Raw genomic sequence first — 24,840 nt, 5'->3', positions numbered from 1 at the left:
CTTGCCGCTGCCAGGCCTCCCAAAAAAGCGAGCTGCATGGCAGCGGCGCTTTTCGAAATCCTTGCTGCCCTATCAATGCTTGGCCAATGCACCGCAGCGCGCGTTTTGGCGGCAAGACAAGCAAGTTCAAGCCGTTCCCGCTAGATTGCGTAGCGCGCAAACTGGATCCGCACCCTGCCATTTCCGGCAAGGACGATGGCATCCCCCTTACCGGCCAACTTCTCGGCCCCCGGTTCATCCAAAATCACCCTGCTTTCCATTGCAGTATTTACGCGCAGCGCGATCTTGCCGGGCAAGTTTCCCTTGACCACGGTATTGATCACCTTGACCACTGGCTTTTGCGTCGAAACAATCACGTGAATCCCGGCTGCCCGAGCCTTCTGAGAAAGGCGCTGCAGGAGTTTCTCAATTGCCTTGCGCTCGTCGTCATCGCTGACAAGATCAGCGTATTCATCAAGAACAACGATCCATCTCGGCAAGGGCGATTCAGGAGATTGGTACTCTGAAATGTTCCTGACGCCCTTCAGCCGAAATATTTCGTATCGGCGTTCCATTTCCTCCACGGCTTGCTCAAGCAAGATGATGGCCTCTTCAGCCGTCCAGCCTATCTGGCCATCCGTATGTGGCAACCGTGCAAGCGTATTGAGTTCAGTTTGCTTGGGGTCGATCAGCCGAAGACGAAGCTCGTCCTTCGAGTAGTACCTAACAGCCCCATGCAAAATTGTAAGTAGCGCCTCTGACTTGCCACTGCCCGTAACGCCGGCAATCAACAAATGCGGCGAATTTGAATTAGAAAAATCGAGTTCGACAATGTTTCCGGAAGCATCTTCACCGAGTGGAACCTTGAACCCGGACGACGGGCGCACCCACCTTGACCAAAGGTCTGCAGCATCCACGAAATAGCGCTCGTCGTCCGCCTTCGGCACGGTCAGCAGCACGTTGCCCTTGTGCGTCGAACAACCAATCTCCGCATCTGAAGACAGCTTCAGTCGAAGCTTGAGGTTTTCCAGCTGAGATTCGATCTTGTTAACTGAAACTCCGTAGGACGGGAAAACCGCATACTCGATGAATGCAGGTCCTTCCTGGTAAGGAACCTCACCGCGCGGGCGCTCGACCTTGACGTTGAATTCGCTTAGCGCCGCCAGAAGCCCCGCGTAACGCTTTTCAAGTTCCGCGTCAGCCATCTTGTTGCGTGACGGCTTGGGGGCAGGCGCGGGTGGAAGCAGCTCCTCGCCTGCGCCTTCCTTCCCACTCCCATCACCAAGTGAAACTACCTGAGCGGGCCCGGGAATAGGTCCGCCTTCGCTATTCGGGCGGATAGAATTAGCAGGGGAAGATGAAGCCGATGTGTTCTCGATCTCCAGCTCATGCCGTCCTTGTTGCGCATCCTTTGAACCGGGAACGGCATTCGCCTCCGCAGCAGGCTTCCCGACTTCTGCGCCACTAGCATCATTGAGCGCCTCGCGTACGACCTTGTGCGCTAGCCCGTCCTCTCCATCCCAGAAGCATGCATCGAAGGCCGCAGGATCCACCCTGACATCGTTGCGAAGGCTTGCTGCAGCACCGCTAATTTCATCCCAACCGGCCTTGCTGCCATCGATACCGCTCGCCCTAGCCTGATACCAAAGCAAAACACCCTTTCCAAGTTCGACATCTGCTTGACCGGAGGCAACGCTGGCAAGCAGGCCGCCAGCCAATTCCGGGCTGCCACAGCCGAGTTGGATTGCTGCGTCCAAGACGGCTGCCAGCCGCTGGCCTAGCAACGAAGCCTGGCTACCCGCTGCATTGCGGTAGGTTTCACACAAGGATTGTAGTTGGCCCTGATAGCTCGCCAGTTGCTCGGCATGCTCATTCAATCGCGGTTCCCCGGCCAACGGGAAAGCCTGGTCCAGCTCGCCATTCCCGAGGCCGTAGTGCTTGATCTCTACTGGAACGAGGACCACGCAAGGACGTTGTCCAACACCAACAAATGCGCGCACCGCAAGCAAGTCAGCTCGCCTCCTGCTTCCGGCACCAGCGTTGTTGATGCTCGCCCGGAGGAACGGGTCAACTGCGTCCACAGGGATTACCAAGCGGACTTCGCCGGAGGGAGCACTATCCAGCCATGTACCGATCGAACGCAGGGCAAAGAAGAATCCAAGTGCGCCAGTTGCTTGATGATGTCCAATGGCAAGCAGCGTATTCAACCCAATTGCACGCTCGGCTAGGGTCGAAACAACGAATCTTGCGCGCTTTTCCACGTCCCCAGAAGCCAGTTGGTTATTGAGCTGCTTCAAACGGGCGTGGATGGCATTGTTAAGCGCAGGGGGCACCGAGGCCAGGACGAAATAGGGCTGCGCGCGACTGCTCGTTTTCCTGTTTGGCTTGATCGTAGTCGCCGGACGCCAATCCCAAAGGATGTAATCGCTGTTCGATTGGTCCCTTGCTGCACGAGAGATGGCCTGGGGATCGACACCAAAATCGCCTGCAACCAGCCAGCTCGGCCGCCCGGCAACGCCAACCGGATTTGGGATTACCTTAAGGGAGTGCGAACCAGTCGCGGCCGACTCGTAGGCATATAGAGCCTTCGTGAACTCGCTCGCGGCGACATCAGGTTCGGCAAGCGTGTAGTCCAGCGATGTGAATGTAGCCTCGCGTGAACGGATGGGCGTGCGCCGTAGCGGCAGACTCGGGAGCCATCCCTCGCCTCGGCCAGTAAATGGCTCCATGGCCAACATGGCCGCATTGCCTTCAAGGAAGGTCACGTGGCTATTCGGTGACTGGCCAGAAGGCGTACTTACCCATTGAACGTTGAATCCAGGCCTTGCAGTTGCAATGGCGTCGTCAATCCCCGAGAAGCGCGGGATCGGCCCCAGACGGGTTTCGGAATCCGTTACCCGGACGCCCGCGACACCGTCCAACCCTGAACTGCCGAAGGCAAGTTCACCAAGCTTGGCAAGGACGCCATCGTCTATCGACGAGGAGCGCCGCGAAGGAATGGCAGTTGCCAAATCAATGTGCAGGGATTGGACATGCGGCGAAACCCGCAAGAAATCATCGATTGCAGCACTGACCGACGAAGCAGAAAGGGCCGACAACCCATCCACCGGGAAGCGACGCCCCGCAATCCATTCCGGAATTGCTGCTTGCCTCCTGACGATTGCAACGCTGGCGTGCCAACCGAGGTAAAGGTCATTGGGTCTGGGATCGACCGGCACGGGCATCAGTGCCGATGGGCTGTCGAACTGGTCGCTGAAGACAACCGACGAGGGGAAGTTGGTCCCATCCAAGAGCGCCAACGATTCTGCGGGCTTGGCCCCATCATCATGCGCCTCGCGTAGCCCGATCTGGAGCCCCCACGCCCAGGCAAGCCGAATCGGATGCAAAGGGCTCAACAAGACGGCTTGTGCAGATTGGTATCCGCTCCCTTCCTCGTAAACCACAAGGGAAAAAGGGTTTCGCGCCCAGAAACAATCAGATGGAGACAATCCAGAAGTGGCTTCGATCAGTCCGCGATAGACCCTGAGCAACTCATCCATGGCCTCCCTCGGGATGCAATCAAGCGCAATGCGGGAAATGGTTAGCCCCGCGCTTTCCTCCTCCTTCTCAAGATCGGCAACCGCCTTGGGAATCCCAAGTGACACATAAGCCTCAAGCAACCCGATGTACGACGGGTGTGAAATGAGCTGCTGGCTGGGGAACCCAGGAGAAAGGTCATTCCCAGTACGCGCGAGGAGGTCCGGGGTGCATCGAACCCCGTCTCCGTTCGTGACAAAGTCGCTTTTCTTTCGCGAACTCGTGGCCAGGATGCACCCAAGGGCATGTCCTCGCTCTAGATTGGCCAGGCAGTCCCCAATTTGCCCTTCGAAGTAATTGAACGCATCTTCATCGGCAAGGAAGGAAGCATCTGGATGCAATCCATGCGCAGCCGCAATGATTGGCGAAAGAGGCCGCTCTTCGGTCGAAAACAGGTCAATATGGAAAATCACCTGACCGACGGACCCAACATCCACGCCTTCCGTGATCTCCACGGCAGCCTTCGCGCCAGCTTCCTCCATGCCAGTCCATGCAAGGGAGAATGACGTAGCTCGCACCGTGGCCGCTTTCCCATCAAACCCCGCGGAACTACCCCAGGCGATCGCAAGGTCGTAGGCCCCTAGTGCTGGCACTTCGACGGAAGCGGCATCACTATCCCTTCGCGACCATATGACTGGGCCACGCATTGACGCCTTCGTGGTGCGGCCCTGGGACTTCGCCCAAAGTGCGACCTCGTCCGACCTCAGCAAGGTGAACGAGGCGTTACACCGATCAACCAGAAGCTGGGCTGCCTCGCCAGAAGTTGAGAGCTCAATCCATGCAAGGTTACGAGCCTTCTTGGCTGGCGTGAGTGCAAGCGTTCCTTTCAGGTGGAGGCCATCCGCAAGAAGCAGGCCTGATTCGGCCTCGAACACAGCCGCACATCCACGAATACCGGAAACTTGGACCTGAGCGAGTAGCTTGTCTGCTCCCATGTTCGCGGAGGAGCCCATGCCATCAGGCTTGTACGGCACTACCAGCTCGACTTCTCCAAGCAGCAAGCTGTTGCCATATGCGTCCCTTGACTCGTCGATCTTGGCCACCAAGACCGGCAGTGCATTTTTCCAAGGCAGTGGCAGGTCGGCCCCTTCCCGGCGAACGCCAAGCCTGCCCTTTGCTTCGACAAAGCTTTCCTTGAACACAACTTCGTCCAGATGGCCCCACCCCCTGATCCTATCCAAGGGATCGGCGCCATTCGCCGTAGCCACCAATGCAACGACGGAATCGCTCCGGAGACTTGTTCTCGTGTGGGATTTTTCCCAATCAAGCTTTGCTAGAGATTGTGCTGCCTTGGTCGCCGAGGCCAAGCCTTCGAGCCTGGCGACTTCCGTCATGATCGTTGACGGATTCGACCAACGGTCTTGCAGTGCCTTGATATATTCCTTTGGCCTGGTGGACAAGGCATGCCCGCGAGACGGCACCGGCAATCCAGCACAGCCATAAAGCCTGGCAATACCCTTCGGCTCAAACGTAGCGTCTGGCACCAAGGCTAGCGATTCCACCCATTGATGTACGTGCAGCCACCAGTCCGCAGCAAAGCTAGATTGGCCATTCCCAACCACCTCATAGGCGGCTGCTAGGAAGCCGAGGATGCTTTGTGTCGTTTTCTCGAATTCTTCCAAAGACAAATCATGGGTCCCGATTTTTTCGGCCAGCACTTCGGCGAGACATGCAGCAAACTCGTGTAGGCCTGCAACACCAGTTCCCCCGCTTGCAGTATTGGCAGATGGAAATCCATTGGAGAGCAGCAGTGGATAGACGCTGGAGTACGTCGACATGCCCCGGTTGTCGCTCGCAAAGGCCACTGCCATATGCGATCCCTGCCGGTACATCGCCAGCTCCCTGAAATCCACGCGAGGCGAGATCGAAGCGACATCCTGCCGTTGCCCATGAACAAAAAGAGCGAACGACGGATCCGTGGCGACTTCCGCATTCGCCCCCTCAAGAACCTTGGCAATGAATGCCGGCTGGAGATCATCCGGCAACTCCAGCATCAACTGACCGCTGATCCGGTGTGCCAAACGGGCAAGCGCGCGTCCAATCAATGACATTTCACTTCCGTCCAAATCCAAGGTTGATCTCAATGCCTTCGTCGCCATCCGAGGCGCTCGCGCATAGCCCAGCCCGCTCCAATTCACCAAGCAGGAAGTCGATCCTGGGCTTGAAGCCAATGTCCTCCAGCGAACGCTGGACGTCCCCCAATCGAACGACATCCGAAGGCCCGGTCGCAGCCATTGCGGACATCACTACTATCCACTCGGGCGCGGGAGCCACATGCGTGTAGTTCCTGCTGACAACCTTCAACAGGGCATGGTGGTCCGGTGCATCCGGAGCGCTTCGCGCCAGCAAGGAATAGCGGACCGTTTCAATCAAGTTGGGCAAGCCCCCCTTGTCGCCACCACCGCCGAGTGCAGCGTTGATCGATTTGGGGTTAGTAGCACGAAGTGCCTCGACCAAGCTCGCGAGGTCATTTGGCTCCTCACTAAGCTTGCTGGCCGCCTCGATGATTGCCTTGCGGCATGTCAGCCCCTGCGTTAGCAACCGCCGAATCGACGGCATTACATCCATCTGTGCAATCCCACCTCGCTGGTAGGGAACGAGTGGCCTCTTCGGACTCAATGCCCAGCGGGCGACCGTGGCCGGGTCGCGCTCGTGGTCTGCGATCCCGAGCGCAAGTTCCAGGAAGAAATTGGCTTCCCAGAGGAAGGTGAACCCAATGGCATTTCGAAGCACGCAAACAGCCCAGCCCGCCCACCTCCGCGGCGGAAGAATCTTGTACCACTCCCGTGAACAAAGCCGGTTCCAACTTGAATGGAACCAAGAGAATGGTGTTCCCACCCCTGCTGAAGCGACGTCCTCCTGCCACCATGACGGCAGGGGCTCCGGTACGGACGCCCTCGCAACTTGTGGTGCAGTCGGCGGCCAAGCGCCTTCAGGCAGGAAGCGCTTGAGGGTTGTCCCCGCCAATGCATCTTCCAGGGCTTTCAATTTCCCCGTCGCCGAGTAGTGGCGGGCAACATCGAACCAACGGCTTGCGGCCGTTTGCCCATCGACACCTCCACCGAGCGCATACATCGTGTTCAGCAGGCTGGCGAAGTTCGGCGGGTTCTTCGTCGCCAGACTGCCTACAGGATCCTGTAGGAGTGCGCCAGCCAGACCGATTGCCGATGATGCATAGCCAACACCTTTCGGAGGCTTGACGCCCAGCATGGCATCCGCTGCCGCCTCGGCGACCACCCTGGGCAAGTCCCCTGCGGCAGCAGTGGTCCAGCCATTCGATTGCAGGCTAGCGCGAAAATCCTCGAGCCCCTTGTCGCGTGGCATGGTTTGCTCAATGAGCACGCCACGTTTTGCCCGACTTTCTTTCCTTTGGTATATCAACCCGGTGGCGCTGTACTCGGGCACTCTGGGGATTACCGACCATGCCAAGGCCGACAGGAGCACTTCCGGACTCGACGGGTACTGGGGACGCTTTAGGTCAGGGAACGCAAAGGCCATTAGCTCAACTCCACCAGGTTTCCACCGGAAATCACGACAAGCCGTCGCTGGTTGGCTGGAACCGCAGAAAGGCTCGATGCGCGACAGCGTTCGATTCGCGGCTCGACATGGGCGGTTGATTCCGTTTGCCCGGCCCGGCTTCCACGGCAAGCCAAGGCCTCCCGTACCAGCGAAAAATCGAGCACAAGCTGCCCTATGACTTCGGCATGCCCCGTAAGAGTGCATTCGAGCATGAGACGCCCACCCTGTTGCCTCACCTGAAGGTTGATGAAGTTGTGGGGAATGACTTCGGCGAGCCTCGGGGTCGTTCCTTCCCGTGACGCCTGCAACGGCTCGACTCTCGCAGCAAATGCGGGCACGAGGATGCTGTGCTGTGGCGCGTCATCATGTTGCGGGAAAATCAGCGACCTGATGGCCTTCTCAAACTCCAACGGCAGTTGCCCTATGCCGTTGACGCACTTTTCCCGGCATTGCTCCCATAGCTTTACAACGACACGGTTGCCCAGATGCCCGGTCGACACGCCAACAAGGCGGGTGAGATAGCCACCGAACCAGGAAACAAGCCTGCGACGCACGTTATCCGGACAGTCATTGCTGCCAACGTACTCGACGATTGCTTGCTCCAGGCATCTATCGAAACCACACCAGGCATTTTCGAGCAACCCGCTCCCGAGCAATGATTCACTCGGCATCCCACCGAGCGTAACGCTCTGCATTGCCGCTTCTACGGCTTGGCTATCCTTTGCCTCCCAAGCCGAAGGATCTACGAGCGACAGCCCGAGGTGTGCCGGCGTAGTCGGCGGATAGAAAGGCAGTGCATCATCACCCGTAGGTATTGGAGCCCGAAACAGGGCGTTATGCATGCGGAAATGGGACAACTCAAGCAAGGCGTCCAGCCTCCCCTTCAGCGAAGATCCATCACGCGCGGTATGCAGGCAGCGATCCACGTGATCCAGCAAGGAGCGCGAACCATCAATGGCCGCGAATCGAGGCCCAAGGATGCTTAGTGCAGCTAGCCCCCAGATATCGCGATAACTGTGCAATCTCCCCGACGCTATCTCTGCGTGTGAGAGGATATTCTCCCAGCCCAGGATGGTGTTGGGAGGAAGCCACTGCTGGACATTGGCCCTGATCGGACAATCCTCTGGCCTGACCATGGCGTCATCACGGCATCGTTCCACGATTCGTTGGAACAATGTTCCAGCGCGGGATTGGTGGCCATCAAGGTCCATCAGCGAGCAGGCATCCACGGACATGGCCGAGATTCGCACTGTACGCCCACCCAGATTGAATCGAAGCTCGTGGTAGTGGTCGCCAAGAACCAGCTTGGGTTCCTCCAGCGAAGTGCCTAGTTGGCCTGCGACATCCTGTTCCCAGGAAGCGAGCCAAGCGAGGACGGCACGCGCGAGGACTTCGATTTCATGACTATGCTCGGATAGCGAACGCAGCTCATCAATGACGATTCCCCGATTGACGCAGCAAAAAGCTGCTACAGGACCGGCTACCGACTCTTTCCACCAGCGCTGTATGTCAAAGGCAAGCGCAACCGGCTGGTGCGATTGGTAGTCCGCGCTTGGCGCAATTGTTGCGTCATTGAGAAGCTCAATGCTCACCCCATTTCTAGCTGCTCTGTAAATGCGATGCGCAAGCGCATCATTCGCAGATGCGGAGAGGCCAAGCTCCTTCCCGAGTGATCGGGCGGCAAATGACTTGCCGTTGCCCGCGCCGCCAAGCAAGAAGACGATATGCAGGCCCTCGGGGGATTCCGTGCCAGCGACGAAGTCCCTGGTCAATTCCTGAACACCGGGAAGCAAGGGGCCCTTGGGCCACCACTCGTCATCCTCGGCTCCTGGGCGAGCAGCAACATCTTCCCCGCCAAAAGCCCGCTTTTGGAGTTTCTGGAAACTTGTTTCGTGCGTGGCATCCGCCGATAGCCCGGCATGGATCCCGGCTTCCGAACTCCCCGGATCGCTACTCATCACCCCCCCCTGTCAAGATTCCTGCACGTGAATGGTCTAAGCCGCGGCCATCGGGCTGGAGCTACTTCTTCTCCTTCCGGAGAATACTCGCTAAATGTTCCCCAATGGCCCTAGCCATGGGAACTGGCACTGCATTCCCGATCTGGGTGTACTTAGGCAATTCGCGGAAATGGATCCCTTCAAGCGGATTACCAGCACGACGCAAGCCACCCGTGGTTCGCTTACCCTTGAATTCATACCAATCGGGGAACCCCTGCAACCGTGCCCATTCCCGCACCGTCAACGTGCGCGGCTGCTCGAAATGCACATAGTCGTCCGGCAGCGATGTCGCCGTTATCGACGGGCCCGTCGGCCCCCACTCTTCCGGAAGTACGCGCTGGGCGAACTTCTTCGTGGCTTCGAACTCGCCACCACGGATCATGGCCTTGAACTTCTTGACCACGTTCGGATGGTGCTTGCTGTAATCATGCTCGGTGACCGGGGACCCCTTGGGTGCTACGTGCGAACCATCAGGCGAGGCCCTGAACCGACGTTGGATTTCGCACATTACTTTGGACGGATACTCGGTCGTGCTCCCCCCGTTTTCATAATACGGATCAACGAGGTCACCGAGGACATCAATCATGTTTGGCGCTTTTCCCGGCTCACCCTGCGGCAAGAAGCCACCGGAGATACCGGTTCCGTCGATATGCTCAATCTCTGCCTTCGTGGTGGCTTCCCTGCCGATGACATCGCACCTTATGCCAACAAGAATGATGCGCGGTCGGTTCTGCGCCACACCGTAGTTCTTTGCGTAAACCAACTCGGCGGCAAGCGTATACTCACCAATCCCCGCGAACTCTCTCTTGACGTCTCGCCATATCTCCCCGCTTCGACCGTCCTCCGTCCAGCGCCCGGTCAGCAATCCTCGTACGTTCTCGAAAACGAATGCGCGCGGGCGTAGATGGCCAATGATCTTGGCCATGTCCTTGTAGAGGTGGTTCGACAGGAGATTTTTTTTATCCACCGCATAGGATCTCCGGTGCCCTATCCCGGAAAACCCCTGGCATGGAGGCCCGCCCACCACCAGGTCGATCTCGCCATGTGAAATCCCGAATTCGGATTTGAACAGCCTTTGGAGGCCATCAAGATAGCCCTTCTTGCTCACTATCTTCCGCGCATCGGAAGTACTGAAATCATTCAGCCACTTGCTCTCGTCAAGGCCGCGCGCGAAGTGCTCGTGACGATCTTTCCGGTTAGCGATGTAGGTGCCGCGCGCATCATCATTCAACTCATTGACGAAAATGGGCGTAAAGCCTGCCTGCTCAAGGCCGAGCCCGAACCCACCGCACCCCGCGAACAAATCCACGACGCTTAAAGGTTTGTTTTGCAAAAAAATTCCCCCAAAATATCTCTAGATAATCCAGCAGCCAAGCTAGTCCAAAATCCGCGAAGCAAGCCGTGCCAAGGTCACGTCCCGAGTCGTGCTCTTGGCCAGTTGGCACTCCCAGACACGAATGACCCGCCAGCCATCGCGTCTCAATGCGTGTTGGTTGCGCTTGTCGCGAGCTTGGTTGGAGGTCACTTTGGCGTGCCAAAAAGCCGAATTGGTGCCAGGAATGCGGCCTTTCTGGCATGAATGCCCATGCCAGAAGCAACCTTCCACGAACACCACAACCCCGTATTTTGGCAGGACCAAGTCTGGCCTGCCAGGCAAATCTCTGGCGTGCAAGCGGAATCGAAATCCTTGTCCATGCAGGAACCGCCGGACCAGCATCTCCGGCTTGGTATCCTGGCTGCGGATGCGCGACATTCTTTCGCTCCGCTGTGCTGACGTCATGATGTCAGCCATTGCCGGGCTCTTCTCGGGATGCCTTCATCCAGGGCATGCTATTCAGTAAGCACGTCATTGCCAGAGCAATGAACTGTCCTGACAAGAGACTGCTTAGAAACAGCCCCGCTCCACGGCGCCGGCCACATGCCGGCACCTCACGAGCGATCAGGAAGCCGATAGGTTTACCCGGCGCGACGTATCGAAACGACATTGGCATTTAGCCTCAGCGAGTCCAGATAATTCGCCCACGCCTGCATCATCCTCTTTCGCTCAGCCAGGTGTGAGGTGCGGTTGTAGGCGCGCCCAAGCGGATCTCTGACAGCGTGCGCCAATTGATGTTCGATGTAGTCCGGTCTGAATCCCAAGACCTCATCCAAGACTGTTCTCGCCATGGCCCTAAAGCCATGACCGGTAATGGTGCCGCCATCGAAGCCAAGATTCCGCAACGCCGCATTGATCGTGTTCTCACTCATCGGGCGCTTCGAGCTTCTAACCCCCGGAAAGACGAATTCGCTCCGCCGGGTGAGAGGCTTCAGATCCTCGAAGATCTCTTTCGCCTGAGACGAGAGGGGCACGATGTGCGGGGTTCCCGTCTTGCTGGCAATGAAACGCCACTCTGCCTTTTCAATATCGACATCCTCCCACCGAGCCTTTCGCAACTCCCCAGGCCGCACGAAGAGCATCGGCCCCAGCTTCAACGCAGCCAAGGTCACCGGCGACCCTTGATAGGAATACATTGCCCGCAGAAGATCGCTGATCTGCGCAGGATCGGTCATGCTCGCGAAGTGTTTGGTTTGTGGTTGCTCCAACGCTCCGACCAAGCTATCGGCTGGGTTTGATGTCGCCCGTCCAGTGGCAATCGCGTAGCGAAACACGCGACTAGCAAGCGAGCGCGTCCGGTGGGCCGTCTCGGCAACGCCGCGCTTCTCCAAATTACGCAACGCTGCCAGCAGCACAGGCGCTGTTACGTCCGTAATCGGGATATCGCTGATGCTCGCCAAGTCCTTTTCGATCAGGCGGCGCTCGCGCTTTACCGACCCGGGAGTCAGCCCTTCCTTGGTTCGCTTCTCCAGCAGTTCAATGGCGATCACACTGAAGGTGGATTCGGCTCGCTCGGTCTGTGCGACTCGTTCGATACGAGCCACCTGGGCGGGGTTGGCGCCGCCCTTGACCAATGCCCGCAGCCGATCCCGCTCGGCTCGCGCCTCGCCGAGCGACATGGCCGGGTACTCGGCCAGCGTGATCATGCTGGCCTTGCCCGAGTAGCGATAGCGATAGCGCCACACCTTCGCCCCCGACGGCCGCACTTCGATGCATAGACCATTCGTGTCGGCGACACGGTAAGCGTCTTCGCGTGGCTTCAGGAAGCGCAGCTTGGTGTCGGTCAGCATGTGAGTCAGGTGATTGTGAATCATCGAGCACAGTCCATGCTCTTTGACTCACATCCTGACTCACTTCTTTCCCGGATTCAAGCGGATCAACTTGGACTATGGTGCACAAAAACCCGCTTTTTGTGGGGTTTATCAAGAATCATCAGACTAATCTGGACAACCTTGGACTACTAAGTGGTGGGCCCACCAGGATTCGAACCTGGAACCAAAGGATTATGAGTCCCCTGCTCTAACCGTTGAGCTATAGGCCCTGTAAGGGTTTCAGGCGCGTTTGCGCGACGACCGTGGTAATTCCGGTGTAACCGCGTCGCCTGAAAGGTGCTGCTGTAGGGCCGCCATTGCGTCCTGCATCGAAGCCGCGTGAGTGTACCGTTCGGCCATGGCTCTTGTCTTCCAGCCGCCCATTGCCTGGATGGTGGCCGCATCAAGACCGGCGTGCGCAGCGTTGGTCGCCGCGGTGTGGCGCATGGTGTGCGGGGTGACGTGCTTGGTGATGCCAGCGGCTCGCACGCATCGCGCGAACACGGCATTCATCTGGTACGCCCGGCCGCTGCCAGCGCGTGCCGAGGGGAAGAGGAAGTCGTCGGCCTGGAGACCCTCGATGACCTTGGCCAGGTATTCGGCCAGCACCTGCGGCATGGGCTGCTCACGCCGGCCGGCCTTGTCCTTGCCGATCCACAGGATCCGCCGCTGCACGTCGACGTCGCCCGCGCGAAGGTTGAGCGCAGCGCTGTGCCGCAGCCCGGTGTAGAGCGTCACCATCACGAACCGGTGTGCCAATGGCGACAGATCCTCCTGGGCGGCCAGCAGCAGCTGCCGGGACTCCTCGGGGGTCAGGTACACCAGCTTTCCCTGCGGTTCGCGCTGGCGGACCAGCAGCGGCGCTGCAGCGAGAAGCTTGCGACGGCGCATGGTGTTGAGCATGTGCAACAGCGCTGACCGCTCGCGGTTGATGGTGCCGGCGCTGGCTCCCTCGCCTTTCCGAGTTGCCACGTAGGCCAGCCAGTCGTCATCGGTCAGCCTGGCCACGGGCCGGCGCCCGAGATGGGGATTGATGTGATCGCGGAACCGGCGCTCCTTCGTGTCGATGTCCTTGCCATCGTGCAGGCGCAGGTAGGCCAGGTAGTCGTCGGCAGCCTGCGCGACGCTCTGCGAGGCGTTGGCCCTGCTCCCCTGCACCCCGTGCCCAGCGCTGCGCTTGGCAGCCTTCAGCGTGGCAACCAGCTGCTCGGCCTGCGTGCGGGTGTAACCCTCCGACTCCAACCCCACCACCTGGTGGTGCCGGCGTCTGGCCACCATCACGTTGACAGACCAGCGGCCGTCGCCGGCAGCTGTCCGGGTGTAGGTGATCCCGTGCTCGCTCACAGACTGGCCAGGCCGCAAGCCGCGCATACCTGCACGGGTGAGCTTGGTGAAGATGCTCATTTTGCTGAGTCGAGGCGCGTCAGCCGGGTGAGCCAGGTGTCGAGGTCGTCCATCGAATCCTTCAACAGATCGCGGTACTCCTCAGCCTCTGGAGCATCGCCCACCGCCTCCCACCACCTTACTGCCTCCTCCGCTGCCTCAATGAGCGCATCGATGACCGCCTGACGCTTAGGCGAGCCCTCCACGCCCTCAATGCTGCCCTGCAGGCGGTGGACGATCTCTGCATTGGTCGATCGCCCAGCCCGTTGCGCCGCCTCTTCCAGCTTGGCGCGGAGATCCTGGGGCATTCGGACGCTGAAATTGCCCGTCCGTTCAGATTCCGGCTTTGGGGGGCGGCCTTGCCGCTTGGGGGTGTTGCTAGGCATAGAGGGCGGTTTCCACGGAGCGAACGCAAGATAACGCAAATAACACTTGCAATCCAGAAATTGCCGGAGTAGCTTTTATTGCGTTCGCTATGAACGCCAAATCACAGAGAAAACCAGACATGACCAGAGCCCCTACCGATCTTCCTACCTCCCGCCTCAAGGGCCAGGACGCAGCGACCTATCTGGGCCTGAGCCACAGCACGCTGGAGAAGATGCGCCATACCGGCCGTGGCCCGAGATACCTCAAGGTCGGCGGGCGGGTCTTCTACCGTCAATCGGACCTCGACGCCTATCTGGAAGCAGCGGTCGTGGAGACGACCGACAGCCGTACCCGTGCCGGCTGAAAAGAGAACGGCCCGCCCGGTTGCACCCGGAACGAGCCGTTGAGCCATCCCCGTACCCTCTCACAGGAACGAAGCGACCATGAACATGGTACTCCCCCCCGCCGCCGCCGCAACCCGCCCGGCGCATTCGCGTAAGCGCATCCCGAATGTCCTGGATGCCCTCCCCCTTGATGACGTGATGCTCTCGCTGGTGATGCTGCGCAGCGAGCGTCGCCTCAATCAGGCATGGCGCAAGGCTTACACCAGTTCGCCGAGCCTGGCTGCTGCTCGGACTGCTCTGCTGCAGATGGCCAGCGCGGCCGCTGTGCCCCCCGTTTTCACCCAGTCGCGTTCGTATGGAGGCGTCGTTTGACGGCCTCACACCCTTCCGCAACGACGATGGCCCGAGTGCTGGAGCACCCGAGCCGCCGAGCCCTCGAAAGGAACAACAAGACCATGAAAGCGACCGCGCAGCGCCAGCAGCTCAACCCGACAGTTGCACCCGTCTCTCCGACCAAGCCGAGTACTCGCAGCTCCCGCCAGTCGCAGCATTGGTCGGACGAGGTATGGCAGGACAAGCAGATTCCCCGTGCCGTGACCATGCGGCTCAGCGCGATTGATCGTGCTCTGCAGGGCGTCATGGGCATGCACAACATGCTGCTCAACGACGAACGTAAAGCGGAATGGTGTGGCGCCATCCGCGAAAGCGGGCCCGATCCGCTGCGTCCCTCACAGATCGAGGATCTGCACAGCATCATCGAGGTGCTGCTCCTGCAGGCGAGCAAGGACATGCAGCAGCTGCGCGATCATGACGAGTATTGGCAGGAGGGCGTGCCGAAATGATCGCCAACAACGTCATCCAATTTCCCAAGCCGGCTGCTGCAGCACCCAGCTTCCAGCAGACAGGACAACAGCGAGCCCTGAGTAAGCTGAGGGAGATGGCGATGGACCCTGGCAGCGCATTCGCGCGGCGCTTGCGAGAGCTCCGGGAACTCAGCACGAGCCGCCAAGCCACGAGGTGCGTATGAGCCGGCGGAGCCCTGCTTACTCGGAACGCATTGCCGGCGTGGCCAGCCACACCGAGGCGATCTTCCAGTTCGCCGCATGGGCTACCCGGCGGCGGCGCGCGCCGACCATCGCTGAAATCGTGGAACGCTGGGGCATGTCCCGTGCCTCAGCCTGCAGGTACCGCCAGGCGCTGATCCGCGCCGGCCTTGTCCAGGAGGTGAACTGATGTCCTATCAACCCATCCGCTGCCTCACGGCCCGTCAGCTACGCGGCATCCCGCGCACGCACCTCCAGCGCTGGCTGGACAGCACCAGGACCGCGGAGGGCGCCTTGGACACGCTCATCGCGATGGGGTGCAACGCCCCTCAGTACGCCAACGACCGCGCCGTCTGCGAGCACAACCGAAAGCTGCTGACCAAGCAGCTGTCCCGCGTGTTGGCCTGAGGAGCGGATCTCGATGTCCTACAGAATCCCCGAGCGGAAGCGCGCCAAGCACACCGGGCGCGGCAAGGGGCATTCGTTCGTCCAGATGCCGCACCACATGATCCAGTCCCAGCAGTTCTACAAGCTGGGGGGCGCCGCTGTGAAGCTGCTGCTGTTCCTCGCCGGCCAGTACAACGGCAAGAACAATGGCGATCTAAGCGCCACAGAGAGCATGGTTCGCACGGCGGGCGTATGCACGCCCAGCAAGGTCCACTCCCTGCTGGTGGAGCTAGAGGACGCCGGCTTCATCGTGAAGACCAGGCACGGCATCAAACGGATGTGCAGTCTGTACGCGCTCACCTGGTATGGCATCGATGAGTGCGCAGGTAAGGGGCTCGAGATTGGGCCTGGCCCCGCCCGCAATGACTGGCGAAAAACAGATTCATTACCCCCTTCAGGGGGGTGTGTTACCCCCTTCAGGGGGGTAAAGGCCGCATGAGAACGGTCGTTTACACCCCTCAGGGGGGTACGTTTACCATCTTGGACGCGTCTTTTACCCCCCTGAGGGTGGTCCCTTATATATATCTACCAGGCGGCAGCGCACAGGCGCCCGCTGCTGCCTTGCATCACCGCTTCCTGGGCACCTGCACTGCGAACGGCGAAAACTCGATTTCGGCGGTCGGCGGCACGCATTCGCCGAGGACTCGCCGAGCGCTCGCCAACCGATCGGCAAGTGCTGCAATGGTACGTGGCACGCGGCCAGAGCAGCTGTGCCGTGCTAGTAGCATTGCTAGTAGCATCAAATTTCGTGCTAGTAGCAGGCCCGCTCACTGCAGCATCAATGAGGCCTCACTGACCCCTTGCCCACCCCTTCGAAGGGGCTTCGCCGAAGGCTTGCCGGAAGGCTTTCGCCAAGGGTTACCGAGTCCATGAAAAGGCACGCGCCGGCCACCACCTACAACCTGACCGATGGCAGTGACCAGGCCCGGTGGGATCGGGTGCACAGCTATCAGCCAGGCGAGCTGCTGTCTGCCGTCCTCTGGCGGGAGTTCGCGGAGGTGGAGCGGGCATGGCGCTTGGACACCGCCCAGCTGGATGCCTATCGCCGGGATCTGCAGCGGCACACCGCGGCGCTGGATGCGCTGGAGCGGGTAATCGGCAATCAGCTGAGCGCCATCAACGATCTGCGGATCCAGATCCATCGACTGGCGGCATCCATGGTGCTTCAGAGGTTCGCGGCGGAGCCGTTGATGCAGGCAGCACACAAGGTGGCCGCGGCCAGAGCCGCTGGTGGGCGCGCCCGCGCCTCTCAGCCGCCGTCCTGGCACGCTGATGCCGTTAGCATCGCGAAGGGTATCCGCGCCATCGGTGGCGCCGACCACAACCTGGTGGGAATGATCGCCAGGCGCCTCGGGCGTTCCGACGACGCCGTCCGCACAGTGCTGCAGCGTGCCGGCGTGCTACCGCCGAGAAAAACCCGCCGCAAGTAAGCACGCGCGGTTCGCATTCGCTGCAATGTACGGGTGAAAACTGCACCCGACACCACCAACACCGACCGTAACAACGGTGCCGCTACGGCACCCCGCGATAGCCGTGGCCGCTTCGGACAGGGGAACGCCGGCCGTAGGCCAGGCTCCCGCAACAAGACCACGCTTGCCGCGATGGCCTTGCTGGACAAGGATTCCAAGCGCCTCACGCAGAAGGCCATTCAGATGGCACTGGCCGGAGATGCAGCGGCGATGCGCCTCTGCATGGAGCGATTGGTCCCTCCCACGCGCGAGCGCGTGATCCAGGTGGAGCTACCAATCCCCGAGACGCCTGCCGATGTGCCCGCGACCATGCGCGCCATCCTCGCCGCCGCTGCAGACGGCACGATCACCGCCACGGAGGCGGAGAAGCTGGGCCGCTGTGTAGAGACGTTCGCCCGCGCCCACGAACTGGCCGACTTCGATGCGCGCCTGCGCGCCTTGGAGGGCAAGCATGCGAGCTGATCGCTCCCGCCGCTTGGCGATGCTGGAGGCCCGTGTGGTGACTGCGGCACCCACCGCCGGCGACGTGGCCATCCAGGCTGCCATCGAGCTGCTGGTGGACTCTCACGGGCACCTGGTGGATTCCCGCTTCAAGGAGCAGATCGGCGACGGCTGCGTCTATGGCGTCACCACGGCGAGAGAAGCCGCTGGCGTGGTCGTGGACTTCTTGGAGGCAGTCGAAGCCGTGGACTCTGATGCAGCTGCCGAGTTCTGGCGCGCCTCCGACTTCTGGGAAGACCGCGAGGGCGGCGCCCGGGCGGCCAACTCCCGCCGACGCACGTAACCCCGCTGGCCTGGATCACCAGCACCACCGCCGCACTCAGCGGCAACCGAAGGAGGCACCAGTGAGCACATCCACCGCATTTACCGACCGCGTCACCGTGGGAGCAGCACGCCGTACCGTCGATGGCTACCTGGTGGCCGACGCCAAGGTGGCCCGCACCGGCGTTCAGGAATACCTGGGCAGCGAGGTGGGCCGGCCTGACATGGCAGTGGTGCGGGTCTACCGCCCGGCCGAGGAGGTCTTCTCGGACGCGACCATGAAAAGCTTCGCCCACCGCCCCATGACCAACGATCATCCGCCGGAGCACGTCACCGCCGACAACTGGAAGAAGTACGCGGTGGGGCAGACTGGCGCCGAGGTGGTCCGCGATGGCGAGTTCGTCCGCGTCCAGCTGGTGCTGATGGACAAGGCCACCATCGCAGCCTGGGAAACCGGCAAGCGCCAGCTGTCGATGGGCTACAACGCCGAGATCCACTTCGAGAGCGGCACCACTCCCGATGGCCAGGTCTACGACGCGGTTCAGCGAAAAATCTCCAACAACCACCTCTCGCTGGTCGACGCGGCGCGCGGCGGCAGCCAGCTCCAGATCGACTCCGCCCCCAACCAGGCGGCGGACTTCCTCAAGCAGCTGACGGACGGCGGGCTGAGCGCTGCGGAGGCCGGTCTGCTGGCGATCCAGCTTGCAGCCAATGCTGCTGCCGGCCAGCGCGTTCTGGCGAAGGCAACGCAGGACGCTGCGGTGGTCCGCGACCACGCTCAGCGTTACAGCCAGTCCCACGGCAGCCGTGGCGTCAACGACGCAGCAACCAACCCCGCCGCCGCTGCGTACGCCGAGATGTGCGCGCAGCTGCAGCACGGCGGCGCCCGCTAACAGGAGATTGCCATGGCCGACATTGCGTTGCTCGGATACCGCATTGATTCAAGCGGTCTGGTCGAGGGTACCAAGGCGCTGGACGAAAACGCCGCAGCCGCCGAGAAGGTGAGCGGTGCCACCGACCGGCTGGAGCGCTATCACCAAGCCCTGGCCCGGACGGTTGAGCGCTCATCCAGCGTGCTTGGGGACCGCCTGGGCGGGGCACTTGACCGCATCGGCACTGGCACCGGCGCGGTCATCACCGAGCTGCAGACCCTCAACCGGACCAACGCCGAGATTCAGGCCTCACTGGCTGCACTCGATGGAAAGCTGGCCAACACGGCCGGCGGCCTGCAGACGATGGGCACCGCTTCCCGTGCCGCCGCGACTGCTGAGACGCAGGTGGCCACCGCCAGCCAGCAGCTGGAGCAGCAGCTGGCGCAGCAGGACGCTCGCCTACGGGGCGTTTCAGAACGCGCCATGGAATGGGCCAGGGCCAACCGCGAGGCGAACCTGTCCGAGCGCGCACTGGCTGAGGCCGCCCGCGATGCCGCCTTGGGCATCGACCATAAGGCCCGGGTCATGGCGCGGGCGGGCAGTGAGCAAGAACGAATGGCCGCGCGTGCGCAGGCCCTGCAGCAGGCAGAAGAGCGCTCCGCACGTGAGACTCGGGCCGCTGCGGCAGCCACCGAGGCACGTAGGCTCAACCTGCAGCAGCTGCTTGGCCAGATCAACCCCACAGTGGCGGCGTTGAACCGGCTGGCCGACCAAGAGGATCGCCTTGCGCGCGCCCGTGACCTCGGCTTGCTGAAGCCGCAGGTCTACCAGCAGTACCAGGCCCAACTGGATGCGACGCGTGCCAGTCTACTCACCACGACCAACAGCGTGGGCAGGCTCAACCTGCAGACGGTGGAGGCCCAGCAGAGCATCGTCATGCTCGCTCGCAGCTTGGCCAGCGGCGACCTCATGACCGCACAGTCTTCAATCACGTCCCTCACCTCACGCACGGGGGCTTTGGCCGGTGCATTCACCGCCACCGGCCTCGTAGCGGGCGGCACTGCGGCAGCGATCGTCGCGGTCGGTGTGGCAGCGGCGAAGGGCTACATGGAGATGCGAGACCTCGACCGGGTGATTATCGGCATGGGTGGGTCTGCCGGTGCGCTGACTGGCAGCCTGATGAACGTGCGCAACGAGATCGGCCGCATGACCGGGGAGTACGGAAACGCAACCCAGGCGATCACCCAGGTGATTCAGAGCGGAAAGGTGCTGAGCGATAACGCGGCCACCATCGCGTCTGCAGCCACAAGCATCGCCTCGCTGACCGGGCAGTCCATCGGCTCAGTGACTTCCAGCATCCTGGACATGGTTGGCGGGAGCACGGAGGCACTGGCAAAGCTCAACAGTCAGTACGGCTTCCTGACAGTGGCGTCTTTCAACCACATTGAGGCGGTGCGTGAGGAGAAGGGTGAGACCGCGGCACTGCAGCTCGCGCTGGTAGAGCTGGAGCGCGCTCAGGGCGACCGCGTGCGCAGCATGCAGGCATCTGCCGGTGTACTGGAGAGGGCATGGCGCGGCGTGAAGGGTGAGATCCTGGATGCGATTCAAGCCTTCAAGAACATCGGCCGCACCGACATCGAGCAGCAACTGCAGGAGGCCATCTGGAAACTGCACAATGTTCGTGCCACTACTTTCGGTAACCCGCTGAATTCGGAGCGCTATATGGAGGCGCGCGCCGAGGTTTCCCGCTTGCTTGGCGAGCGCATGGAGATGCAAGACAAGGAATGGGCCGACGAGCGAAAGCGCAGGCTCGCTCAAGAGGTGATTGAGACCCAGGCGGCGGCGAAGGCAGAAACCGCTGCAGCATCCGAGTCGATCAATGCGCAGTTGGCTGGCCTGGATCGTGTTTCCTCCAAGCTGGTCGCGCGGAACAAGATCATCGAGCTGTACAACAAGCTGTCGGCCAACGATCCTCGACAGTTCGACGGTTCGATGCAGCGGCTCATTGCCAATAGTGATGCGGAGATCGACAAGCGGTTCAACCGGTCGGGAGGGAATTCTCAGCCGAACAAGGATGCAGAGTCGCTGGCGAAGGCCTACCAGTCGATCAACGATCAGATGGCGCAGCAGATCGCGCTGTACGGCGACACATCGCGTGTGGCTGCCACCCGCTACCAGCTTGAGCGCGGCAACCTGAGAGGGCTGCGTTCAGACCTTGCTGATGTGCTGATTGCCCAAGCCGCGCAGCTGGACGCCCAGACCCGCCAGAAGGACGCCACTCAGGCATTGACCCGGCTCCAGTCCGAACTCAACAGGCAGGAGAAGAGCGGACTGGCCGTGGCCCAGGAGCGGTTGAGGGTGCTCAACGAGGCGAAGGGAGAGGGCGTCATCAGTGATGGCGACTACAACTCCACGCTGGCCAAGATCGTATCGGCCGGACCGGAGGCTCCGAAAATCACGGGCGTCGACGCACTGTTCGGCGGCTCTTCTGGCGAGCTGGCCAAGCTTGACCAGCAGCGCGCTGCGTTGGAAGAGTGGTACGGCGGTCAGCTGCAGCTACTGGATGCCTTCAGACAGTCCGAAGCGTCGGTCAACGCGATCTACGATGAGCAGGCCCTGGCTGATCGACAGGCCTACGCAGATGGTCTCAGCCAGATCGATCGAGCCAGGCAGAACGTGATGCTGGCGACAGCGGAACAGGGTTTCGCTGCTGTGGCTGACTTGATGCGAACCTCCTTCTCGGAGCAGTCAGCACTCTACAAGGCGGCCTTCGTTGTCCAGAAGGCCGCTGCCATTGCCCAAGCGACCCTTGCCATCCAGACCGGCATTGCGGAGGCGGCAAAGAACCCGTGGCCGGCCAACCTGGCGGCGATGGCGTCGGTGGCAGCGGCGACCGCTGGCTTGGTATCCAACATCGCCGCGGTGGGCATGGCCCATGACGGTATCGACTCAGTGCCGAGAGAGGGAACGTGGCTGCTGGACAAGGGCGAGCGCGTGCTGACCGCAGGGACCGCGGCGAAGATGGACGCGACGCTCGAGAGGATCTCGTCGTCGGGTGCGGTCTCTGGGAATGGCGCTGGCGGTAACGTCTACGCGCCTGTCATCAACGTCGCCGGCGATCCCGACCAGCGAACCCTGCAGGCCCTGAAATCGCTTCTGGCCCAGGAGCGGCCCGTCATCATCAACCAAGCAAGAACGATCATTGGCGGAGATCTCGCGACTGGTGCTGGCGTCGTGGGTCGTGGAATGAAGCGTGGGTACGTAAATCCCCGCCGAGTCAGTTAACCAGAATCCAATACATCAGGAGAACACGATGTCTGTCATCGAAGAGATCCGCGCGGAGATGAGCCGCGGCGCCCCGCTTACCTCGCTGGAAGCCAAACAGCTGATCGTCAAGCTGGCGCCGGAGATGGCGCGCATCAACACCAGGTGGTCGGAAATCGCTGTCGCCGGCCCGCGCAGTAGCAACCATGGTCCCGTTTACAAGAGGGCACTGGCCAGCGGGAGTGACGAAGAGCTGGCCGCCCTGCAGCAAGAGTTCGACCGCCTTACAGTCGACCGGGACCGCGTGCGGTCGATTCACGACAGCCTGCACCAGACCCGGCACGCGATGGCAGTAAAGGAAGCCAGTGAGGCGCTGCCGGGCCTGCAGGAGAAGTTGGAGGCCAGCATCGAGCAGGCAGAGGACACGCAGAAGGCGCTGGAGCGCAGCTTCGACGCACTGCAGGAAGCCTACGTTGCGGTAGTCCAGGCGCGCGGCCTCGCGCACCAGGGTGGTATGCCCAAGGCCGGAGCCAAGCCCGATGTGGTGCGACGACTCATCGCCCTGAGCCCGCTGTCGCAGCAGAATCGGAGCGCTCTCGCCTGGCGCCCGGACGTGCATGTCGACAACCTCGGTGTCAGCCGTGATGAAGCGAGTGATGCAGCACGTCTGGAGTGGCAAGCATGAGCCGGGCCCGCTTGATTATCGACGCCGCCCGCATGGCGCCGGGTGTGGACGTTCAGGATGACGAGAGTGCCGAGAGCGTCCGCCGGCGAGTCATGACCGCGGTCATGGGCGAACGTTGGACGGATGGCAAGCCCGACGAATACGTCGAGGGCCTGTTCCAGTTCTGCGTTGAGGAGGGGAAGACTGCTCCCCCTGCGCCCCTGCTGTCAGCAGGTAGGCCCAGGCATCACTGAATTCGCTGCGCGGTGTGTGGGCCGCGCCGGACCAGCCGGAGAGTGTCCGTAACAACACCGGCAGTCGCTGAGCCGTTACTCATGCCGGCGAGAGGCGACCGGTACCGCCCCTGGGTTCAGGGGCGGCATCGTCAATCCACGTAGGTCGACCGAGGATCTTTCCTCCGACCTTGGCCGGTGGCCGTGTTGACCTCGATCTGATCGCCTACCTGGCGCCAGCACATGAGATCCAGCATCCCTGACGAAGGGTCACCGGGCTTCTGGACCGATACGGTGTTCCAGCCATCGCACTCACCGCCTGCTGTGGACGACGCGTAGCGCAGCTCGTACTCAATCCCCTCCCCACGGATCCGGCCGGTGTAGGGCCGCTCAGGCGTTCTGGAAGAACTCCCACCGCTGACGCCCTCTGCGATCCCAGCGACGACTGCTGACCCGAAGAACAGCACCACGGGCAGGCCCAGGACAGCCACGATGATCCACATCGCCCGTCGCGTGTTGCGCTCCTTCCGCCCTATCGTTGGCGCGCCGCAGTGCGGACATGCCACGGCCTGGTCACTGATCGCCTTTCCACACTCACCGCATGCAACGAGCGCCATGATGTTCGTCCCTGGATTGAAGCCGTGTAAATTCGGTGTAACAGTGCCGGAAACCAGTGGATATTTCTAACGCCCAGAGGTGCCCGCGCGCCTGCCGAAACCGCCTGAAATAGCGTGTTTCTGACGTTTTTTGTGCGCGATGGAAAGAGGCGGAATCCGGGCATAACCGGATTATGAGTCCTCTGCTCTAACCGTTGAGCTATAGGCCCGTGCAACGTGAAAGTGTAGTTGAGTCAGGCCTTCTCTCGCCACCGACCGGCCGCAGAAGCGTGCCTCAGCCGAAACCATTGCCCATGGCCCGGACCCGAGCTGCATTCTGTCCGGCCACTTCCAGCAGCACCTTGGAGCGCAGCAGGCCAGACGCTGCAACCCGCTCCCAGAAATCTACCGCGAGCGGAGCCGCCCATTGCAGATGATCCAACTGGCCTGCGCGCCGTGGTGCGACCGGGGGAAGCGGCGTTGTCGCCCGCAGAACGCCCGTTCGCGAGGGGGCCAGGGACATCGGCAGCATGTCGTAGGCAGGGGCAAGCGGCAACGCCCCCCGATCCAGCAGATGGAAGCCGACGTTGCCCTGATGCATATCGGTATTGCCAATCAATTGCCCAAAGGCGTGCAGCCGCGACAGGGCGGTTGCGGTCTCCTGATGGATCCACCGCTGCGCCAGCAACTGCTCACCCGCCTGCCCCCAATCCATGGTTACGTCACCCACATACGCCGAGGACAGGGCCAACAGCGACACGAATCCACGCCGTCCCAGTGTGCCCGGCGAGCGGTCAAACCGCTTCACCTCCAGGAAGGTGTGGCTGTCGGTCTGTATGAGCGACGATTCTGCTGCAGATACACCCGCCTCGCGCAGAACCTCAAGCGCCAGATGCTCGCAGACCAACAGGTCTGCCCACCGCTCGGCAGCCTCCCCCGCGCCCGGCAGGGCGAACTTCACCAGCGCGGCATAGCGGCCGCCATCGTGCTCGACCGTCGCGGTGAACTTGGGCTGTTCGCCGCCGGGCGAGGAGCCGACATCTTCGCCTTCCAGCGCAGCAGTTGCCCATTCGGGATAGCGCTGCTGCCGATCCTCGCTGCGCACGCGGTCCGGCGGTGTGTGTCCATCGTCGCAAGAGC

At 61.4% G+C, this 24,840-nt stretch carries 23 protein-coding genes and 1 tRNA gene; 13 read left to right on the top strand and 11 right to left on the bottom strand.

Going from position 1 to position 24,840, the window contains the following annotated elements:
- Window positions 1-140 precede the first annotated feature (140 nt).
- The 9 genes from N5J29_RS00585 to N5J29_RS00545 form a co-directional block, all read right to left on the bottom strand.
- Window positions 141-5,606, bottom strand: coding sequence for an FtsK/SpoIIIE domain-containing protein (locus N5J29_RS00585; RefSeq protein WP_164151309.1), 5,466 nt, complete (start codon window positions 5,604-5,606; stop codon window positions 141-143).
- 1 nt (window position 5,607) lies between these two features.
- Window positions 5,608-6,879, bottom strand: a complete 1,272-nt coding sequence (locus N5J29_RS00580; RefSeq protein ID WP_164151311.1) for a hypothetical protein — start codon at window positions 6,877-6,879, stop codon at window positions 5,608-5,610.
- Window positions 6,880-7,052: 173 nt separating this feature from the next.
- Entirely contained in the window at window positions 7,053-9,032 is a 1,980-nt protein-coding gene (locus N5J29_RS00575) for a hypothetical protein (protein WP_164151313.1), read from the bottom strand.
- 61 nt (window positions 9,033-9,093) lie between these two features.
- The gene (locus N5J29_RS00570; RefSeq protein ID WP_164151315.1) at window positions 9,094-10,404 is read right to left on the bottom strand and encodes a DNA cytosine methyltransferase; all 1,311 of its coding nucleotides are present in this window, start codon (window positions 10,402-10,404) and stop codon (window positions 9,094-9,096) included.
- A 42-nt stretch (window positions 10,405-10,446) separates the two neighbouring features.
- Entirely contained in the window at window positions 10,447-10,863 is a 417-nt protein-coding gene (locus tag N5J29_RS00565) for a very short patch repair endonuclease (protein ID WP_164151317.1), read from the bottom strand.
- Window positions 10,864-11,027: 164 nt separating this feature from the next.
- Window positions 11,028-12,236, bottom strand: coding sequence for an integrase arm-type DNA-binding domain-containing protein (locus tag N5J29_RS00560; RefSeq protein ID WP_164151318.1), 1,209 nt, complete (start codon window positions 12,234-12,236; stop codon window positions 11,028-11,030).
- 175 nt (window positions 12,237-12,411) lie between these two features.
- Window positions 12,412-12,487, bottom strand: a tRNA-Ile gene (locus tag N5J29_RS00555).
- A 10-nt stretch (window positions 12,488-12,497) separates the two neighbouring features.
- Window positions 12,498-13,661 carry a tyrosine-type recombinase/integrase gene (locus N5J29_RS00550; protein ID WP_279924072.1) on the bottom strand — a complete coding sequence of 388 codons (1,164 nt, stop codon included), beginning with the start codon at window positions 13,659-13,661 and terminating at the stop codon, window positions 12,498-12,500.
- Entirely contained in the window at window positions 13,658-14,026 is a 369-nt protein-coding gene (locus tag N5J29_RS00545) for an Arc family DNA-binding protein (protein WP_279924071.1), read from the bottom strand. Before N5J29_RS00545 ends, N5J29_RS00550 begins: the two co-directional genes overlap by 4 nt.
- 119 nt (window positions 14,027-14,145) lie before the next feature.
- Between N5J29_RS00545 and N5J29_RS00540 the strand changes: the two genes are divergently transcribed.
- The 13 genes from N5J29_RS00540 to N5J29_RS00480 all read left to right on the top strand — a co-directional run bounded on the left by N5J29_RS00540 (window position 14,146) and on the right by N5J29_RS00480 (window position 23,125).
- Window positions 14,146-14,370 (top strand): helix-turn-helix domain-containing protein, encoded by a 225-nt coding sequence (locus N5J29_RS00540; protein WP_279924070.1) that lies wholly within the window; start codon window positions 14,146-14,148, stop codon window positions 14,368-14,370.
- A gap of 79 nt (window positions 14,371-14,449) precedes the next feature.
- A complete protein-coding gene (locus tag N5J29_RS00535; RefSeq protein WP_279924069.1) occupies window positions 14,450-14,722 on the top strand; it encodes a hypothetical protein in 273 nt (90 codons plus the stop codon).
- Between the two features lie 83 nt (window positions 14,723-14,805).
- Window positions 14,806-15,192 (top strand): hypothetical protein, encoded by a 387-nt coding sequence (locus N5J29_RS00530; RefSeq protein ID WP_279924068.1) that lies wholly within the window; start codon window positions 14,806-14,808, stop codon window positions 15,190-15,192.
- Between the two features lie 181 nt (window positions 15,193-15,373).
- Complete coding sequence (locus N5J29_RS00525) at window positions 15,374-15,583, top strand: helix-turn-helix domain-containing protein (protein ID WP_279924067.1); 210 nt, start codon at window positions 15,374-15,376, stop codon at window positions 15,581-15,583.
- Window positions 15,583-15,801 (top strand): hypothetical protein, encoded by a 219-nt coding sequence (locus N5J29_RS00520; protein ID WP_279924066.1) that lies wholly within the window; start codon window positions 15,583-15,585, stop codon window positions 15,799-15,801. The genes N5J29_RS00525 and N5J29_RS00520 overlap by 1 nt, the downstream gene beginning before the upstream one ends.
- Before the next feature lie 13 nt (window positions 15,802-15,814).
- The gene (locus tag N5J29_RS00515) at window positions 15,815-16,279 is read left to right on the top strand and encodes a hypothetical protein (RefSeq protein WP_279924065.1); all 465 of its coding nucleotides are present in this window, start codon (window positions 15,815-15,817) and stop codon (window positions 16,277-16,279) included.
- Window positions 16,280-16,709: 430 nt separating this feature from the next.
- Window positions 16,710-17,270, top strand: a complete 561-nt coding sequence (locus N5J29_RS00510; protein ID WP_279924064.1) for a hypothetical protein — start codon at window positions 16,710-16,712, stop codon at window positions 17,268-17,270.
- Window positions 17,271-17,303: 33 nt separating this feature from the next.
- Window positions 17,304-17,771 (top strand): hypothetical protein, encoded by a 468-nt coding sequence (locus N5J29_RS00505; RefSeq protein WP_279924063.1) that lies wholly within the window; start codon window positions 17,304-17,306, stop codon window positions 17,769-17,771.
- Window positions 17,761-18,093, top strand: a complete 333-nt coding sequence (locus N5J29_RS00500) for a hypothetical protein (RefSeq protein ID WP_279924062.1) — start codon at window positions 17,761-17,763, stop codon at window positions 18,091-18,093. The genes N5J29_RS00505 and N5J29_RS00500 overlap by 11 nt, the downstream gene beginning before the upstream one ends.
- Before the next feature lie 61 nt (window positions 18,094-18,154).
- Window positions 18,155-18,964 carry a DUF2213 domain-containing protein gene (locus tag N5J29_RS00495; protein WP_279924061.1) on the top strand — a complete coding sequence of 270 codons (810 nt, stop codon included), beginning with the start codon at window positions 18,155-18,157 and terminating at the stop codon, window positions 18,962-18,964.
- Between the two features lie 12 nt (window positions 18,965-18,976).
- On the top strand, window positions 18,977-22,228 hold the full coding sequence (locus N5J29_RS00490) for a phage tail length tape measure family protein (RefSeq protein WP_279924060.1): 3,252 nt from the start codon (window positions 18,977-18,979) through the stop codon (window positions 22,226-22,228).
- 28 nt (window positions 22,229-22,256) lie between these two features.
- Complete coding sequence (locus tag N5J29_RS00485) at window positions 22,257-22,892, top strand: hypothetical protein (RefSeq protein WP_279924059.1); 636 nt, start codon at window positions 22,257-22,259, stop codon at window positions 22,890-22,892.
- Complete coding sequence (locus N5J29_RS00480) at window positions 22,889-23,125, top strand: hypothetical protein (RefSeq protein ID WP_279924058.1); 237 nt, start codon at window positions 22,889-22,891, stop codon at window positions 23,123-23,125. The genes N5J29_RS00485 and N5J29_RS00480 overlap by 4 nt, the downstream gene beginning before the upstream one ends.
- 131 nt (window positions 23,126-23,256) lie before the next feature.
- On the opposite strand, the gene N5J29_RS00475 is transcribed toward N5J29_RS00480, so the two are convergent.
- Both N5J29_RS00475 and N5J29_RS00470 read right to left on the bottom strand, forming a co-directional pair.
- Window positions 23,257-23,607 (bottom strand): hypothetical protein, encoded by a 351-nt coding sequence (locus N5J29_RS00475; RefSeq protein WP_279924057.1) that lies wholly within the window; start codon window positions 23,605-23,607, stop codon window positions 23,257-23,259.
- Window positions 23,608-23,995: 388 nt separating this feature from the next.
- Window positions 23,996-24,805 (bottom strand): HipA domain-containing protein, encoded by an 810-nt coding sequence (locus N5J29_RS00470; protein ID WP_239519774.1) that lies wholly within the window; start codon window positions 24,803-24,805, stop codon window positions 23,996-23,998.
- Between the last annotated feature and the right edge of the window lie 35 nt (window positions 24,806-24,840).

This window comes from Stenotrophomonas sp. GD03680, from assembly GCF_029844625.1.
GTDB classification, from domain to species: Bacteria; Pseudomonadota; Gammaproteobacteria; order Xanthomonadales; family Xanthomonadaceae; genus Stenotrophomonas; species Stenotrophomonas maltophilia_P.
The sequence above is the reverse complement of the archived record's forward strand: the minus strand, read 5'-3'. Positions and strand labels throughout refer to the sequence as shown.

Bases quoted from the DNA above. Each gene is read 5' to 3' on its own strand.
- N5J29_RS00585 (WP_164151309.1), bottom strand. From the start codon at position 5,606: ATGTCATTGATTGGACGCGCGCTTGCCCGTTTGGCACACCGGATCAGC.
- N5J29_RS00580 (WP_164151311.1), bottom strand. From the start codon at position 6,879: ATGCCACGCGACAAGGGGCTCGAGGATTTTCGCGCTAGCCTGCAATCG.
- N5J29_RS00575 (WP_164151313.1), bottom strand. From the start codon at position 9,032: ATGAGTAGCGATCCGGGGAGTTCGGAAGCCGGGATCCATGCCGGGCTA.
- N5J29_RS00565 (WP_164151317.1), bottom strand. From the start codon at position 10,863: ATGGCTGACATCATGACGTCAGCACAGCGGAGCGAAAGAATGTCGCGC.
- N5J29_RS00560 (WP_164151318.1), bottom strand. From the start codon at position 12,236: ATGCTGACCGACACCAAGCTGCGCTTCCTGAAGCCACGCGAAGACGCT.
- N5J29_RS00550 (WP_279924072.1), bottom strand. From the start codon at position 13,661: ATGAGCATCTTCACCAAGCTCACCCGTGCAGGTATGCGCGGCTTGCGG.
- N5J29_RS00545 (WP_279924071.1), bottom strand. From the start codon at position 14,026: ATGCCTAGCAACACCCCCAAGCGGCAAGGCCGCCCCCCAAAGCCGGAA.
- N5J29_RS00540 (WP_279924070.1), top strand. From the start codon at position 14,146: ATGACCAGAGCCCCTACCGATCTTCCTACCTCCCGCCTCAAGGGCCAG.
- N5J29_RS00535 (WP_279924069.1), top strand. From the start codon at position 14,450: ATGAACATGGTACTCCCCCCCGCCGCCGCCGCAACCCGCCCGGCGCAT.
- N5J29_RS00530 (WP_279924068.1), top strand. From the start codon at position 14,806: ATGAAAGCGACCGCGCAGCGCCAGCAGCTCAACCCGACAGTTGCACCC.
- N5J29_RS00525 (WP_279924067.1), top strand. From the start codon at position 15,374: ATGAGCCGGCGGAGCCCTGCTTACTCGGAACGCATTGCCGGCGTGGCC.
- N5J29_RS00520 (WP_279924066.1), top strand. From the start codon at position 15,583: ATGTCCTATCAACCCATCCGCTGCCTCACGGCCCGTCAGCTACGCGGC.
- N5J29_RS00515 (WP_279924065.1), top strand. From the start codon at position 15,815: ATGTCCTACAGAATCCCCGAGCGGAAGCGCGCCAAGCACACCGGGCGC.
- N5J29_RS00510 (WP_279924064.1), top strand. From the start codon at position 16,710: ATGAAAAGGCACGCGCCGGCCACCACCTACAACCTGACCGATGGCAGT.
- N5J29_RS00500 (WP_279924062.1), top strand. From the start codon at position 17,761: ATGCGAGCTGATCGCTCCCGCCGCTTGGCGATGCTGGAGGCCCGTGTG.
- N5J29_RS00490 (WP_279924060.1), top strand. From the start codon at position 18,977: ATGGCCGACATTGCGTTGCTCGGATACCGCATTGATTCAAGCGGTCTG.
- N5J29_RS00485 (WP_279924059.1), top strand. From the start codon at position 22,257: ATGTCTGTCATCGAAGAGATCCGCGCGGAGATGAGCCGCGGCGCCCCG.
- N5J29_RS00480 (WP_279924058.1), top strand. From the start codon at position 22,889: ATGAGCCGGGCCCGCTTGATTATCGACGCCGCCCGCATGGCGCCGGGT.
- N5J29_RS00475 (WP_279924057.1), bottom strand. From the start codon at position 23,607: ATGTGGATCATCGTGGCTGTCCTGGGCCTGCCCGTGGTGCTGTTCTTC.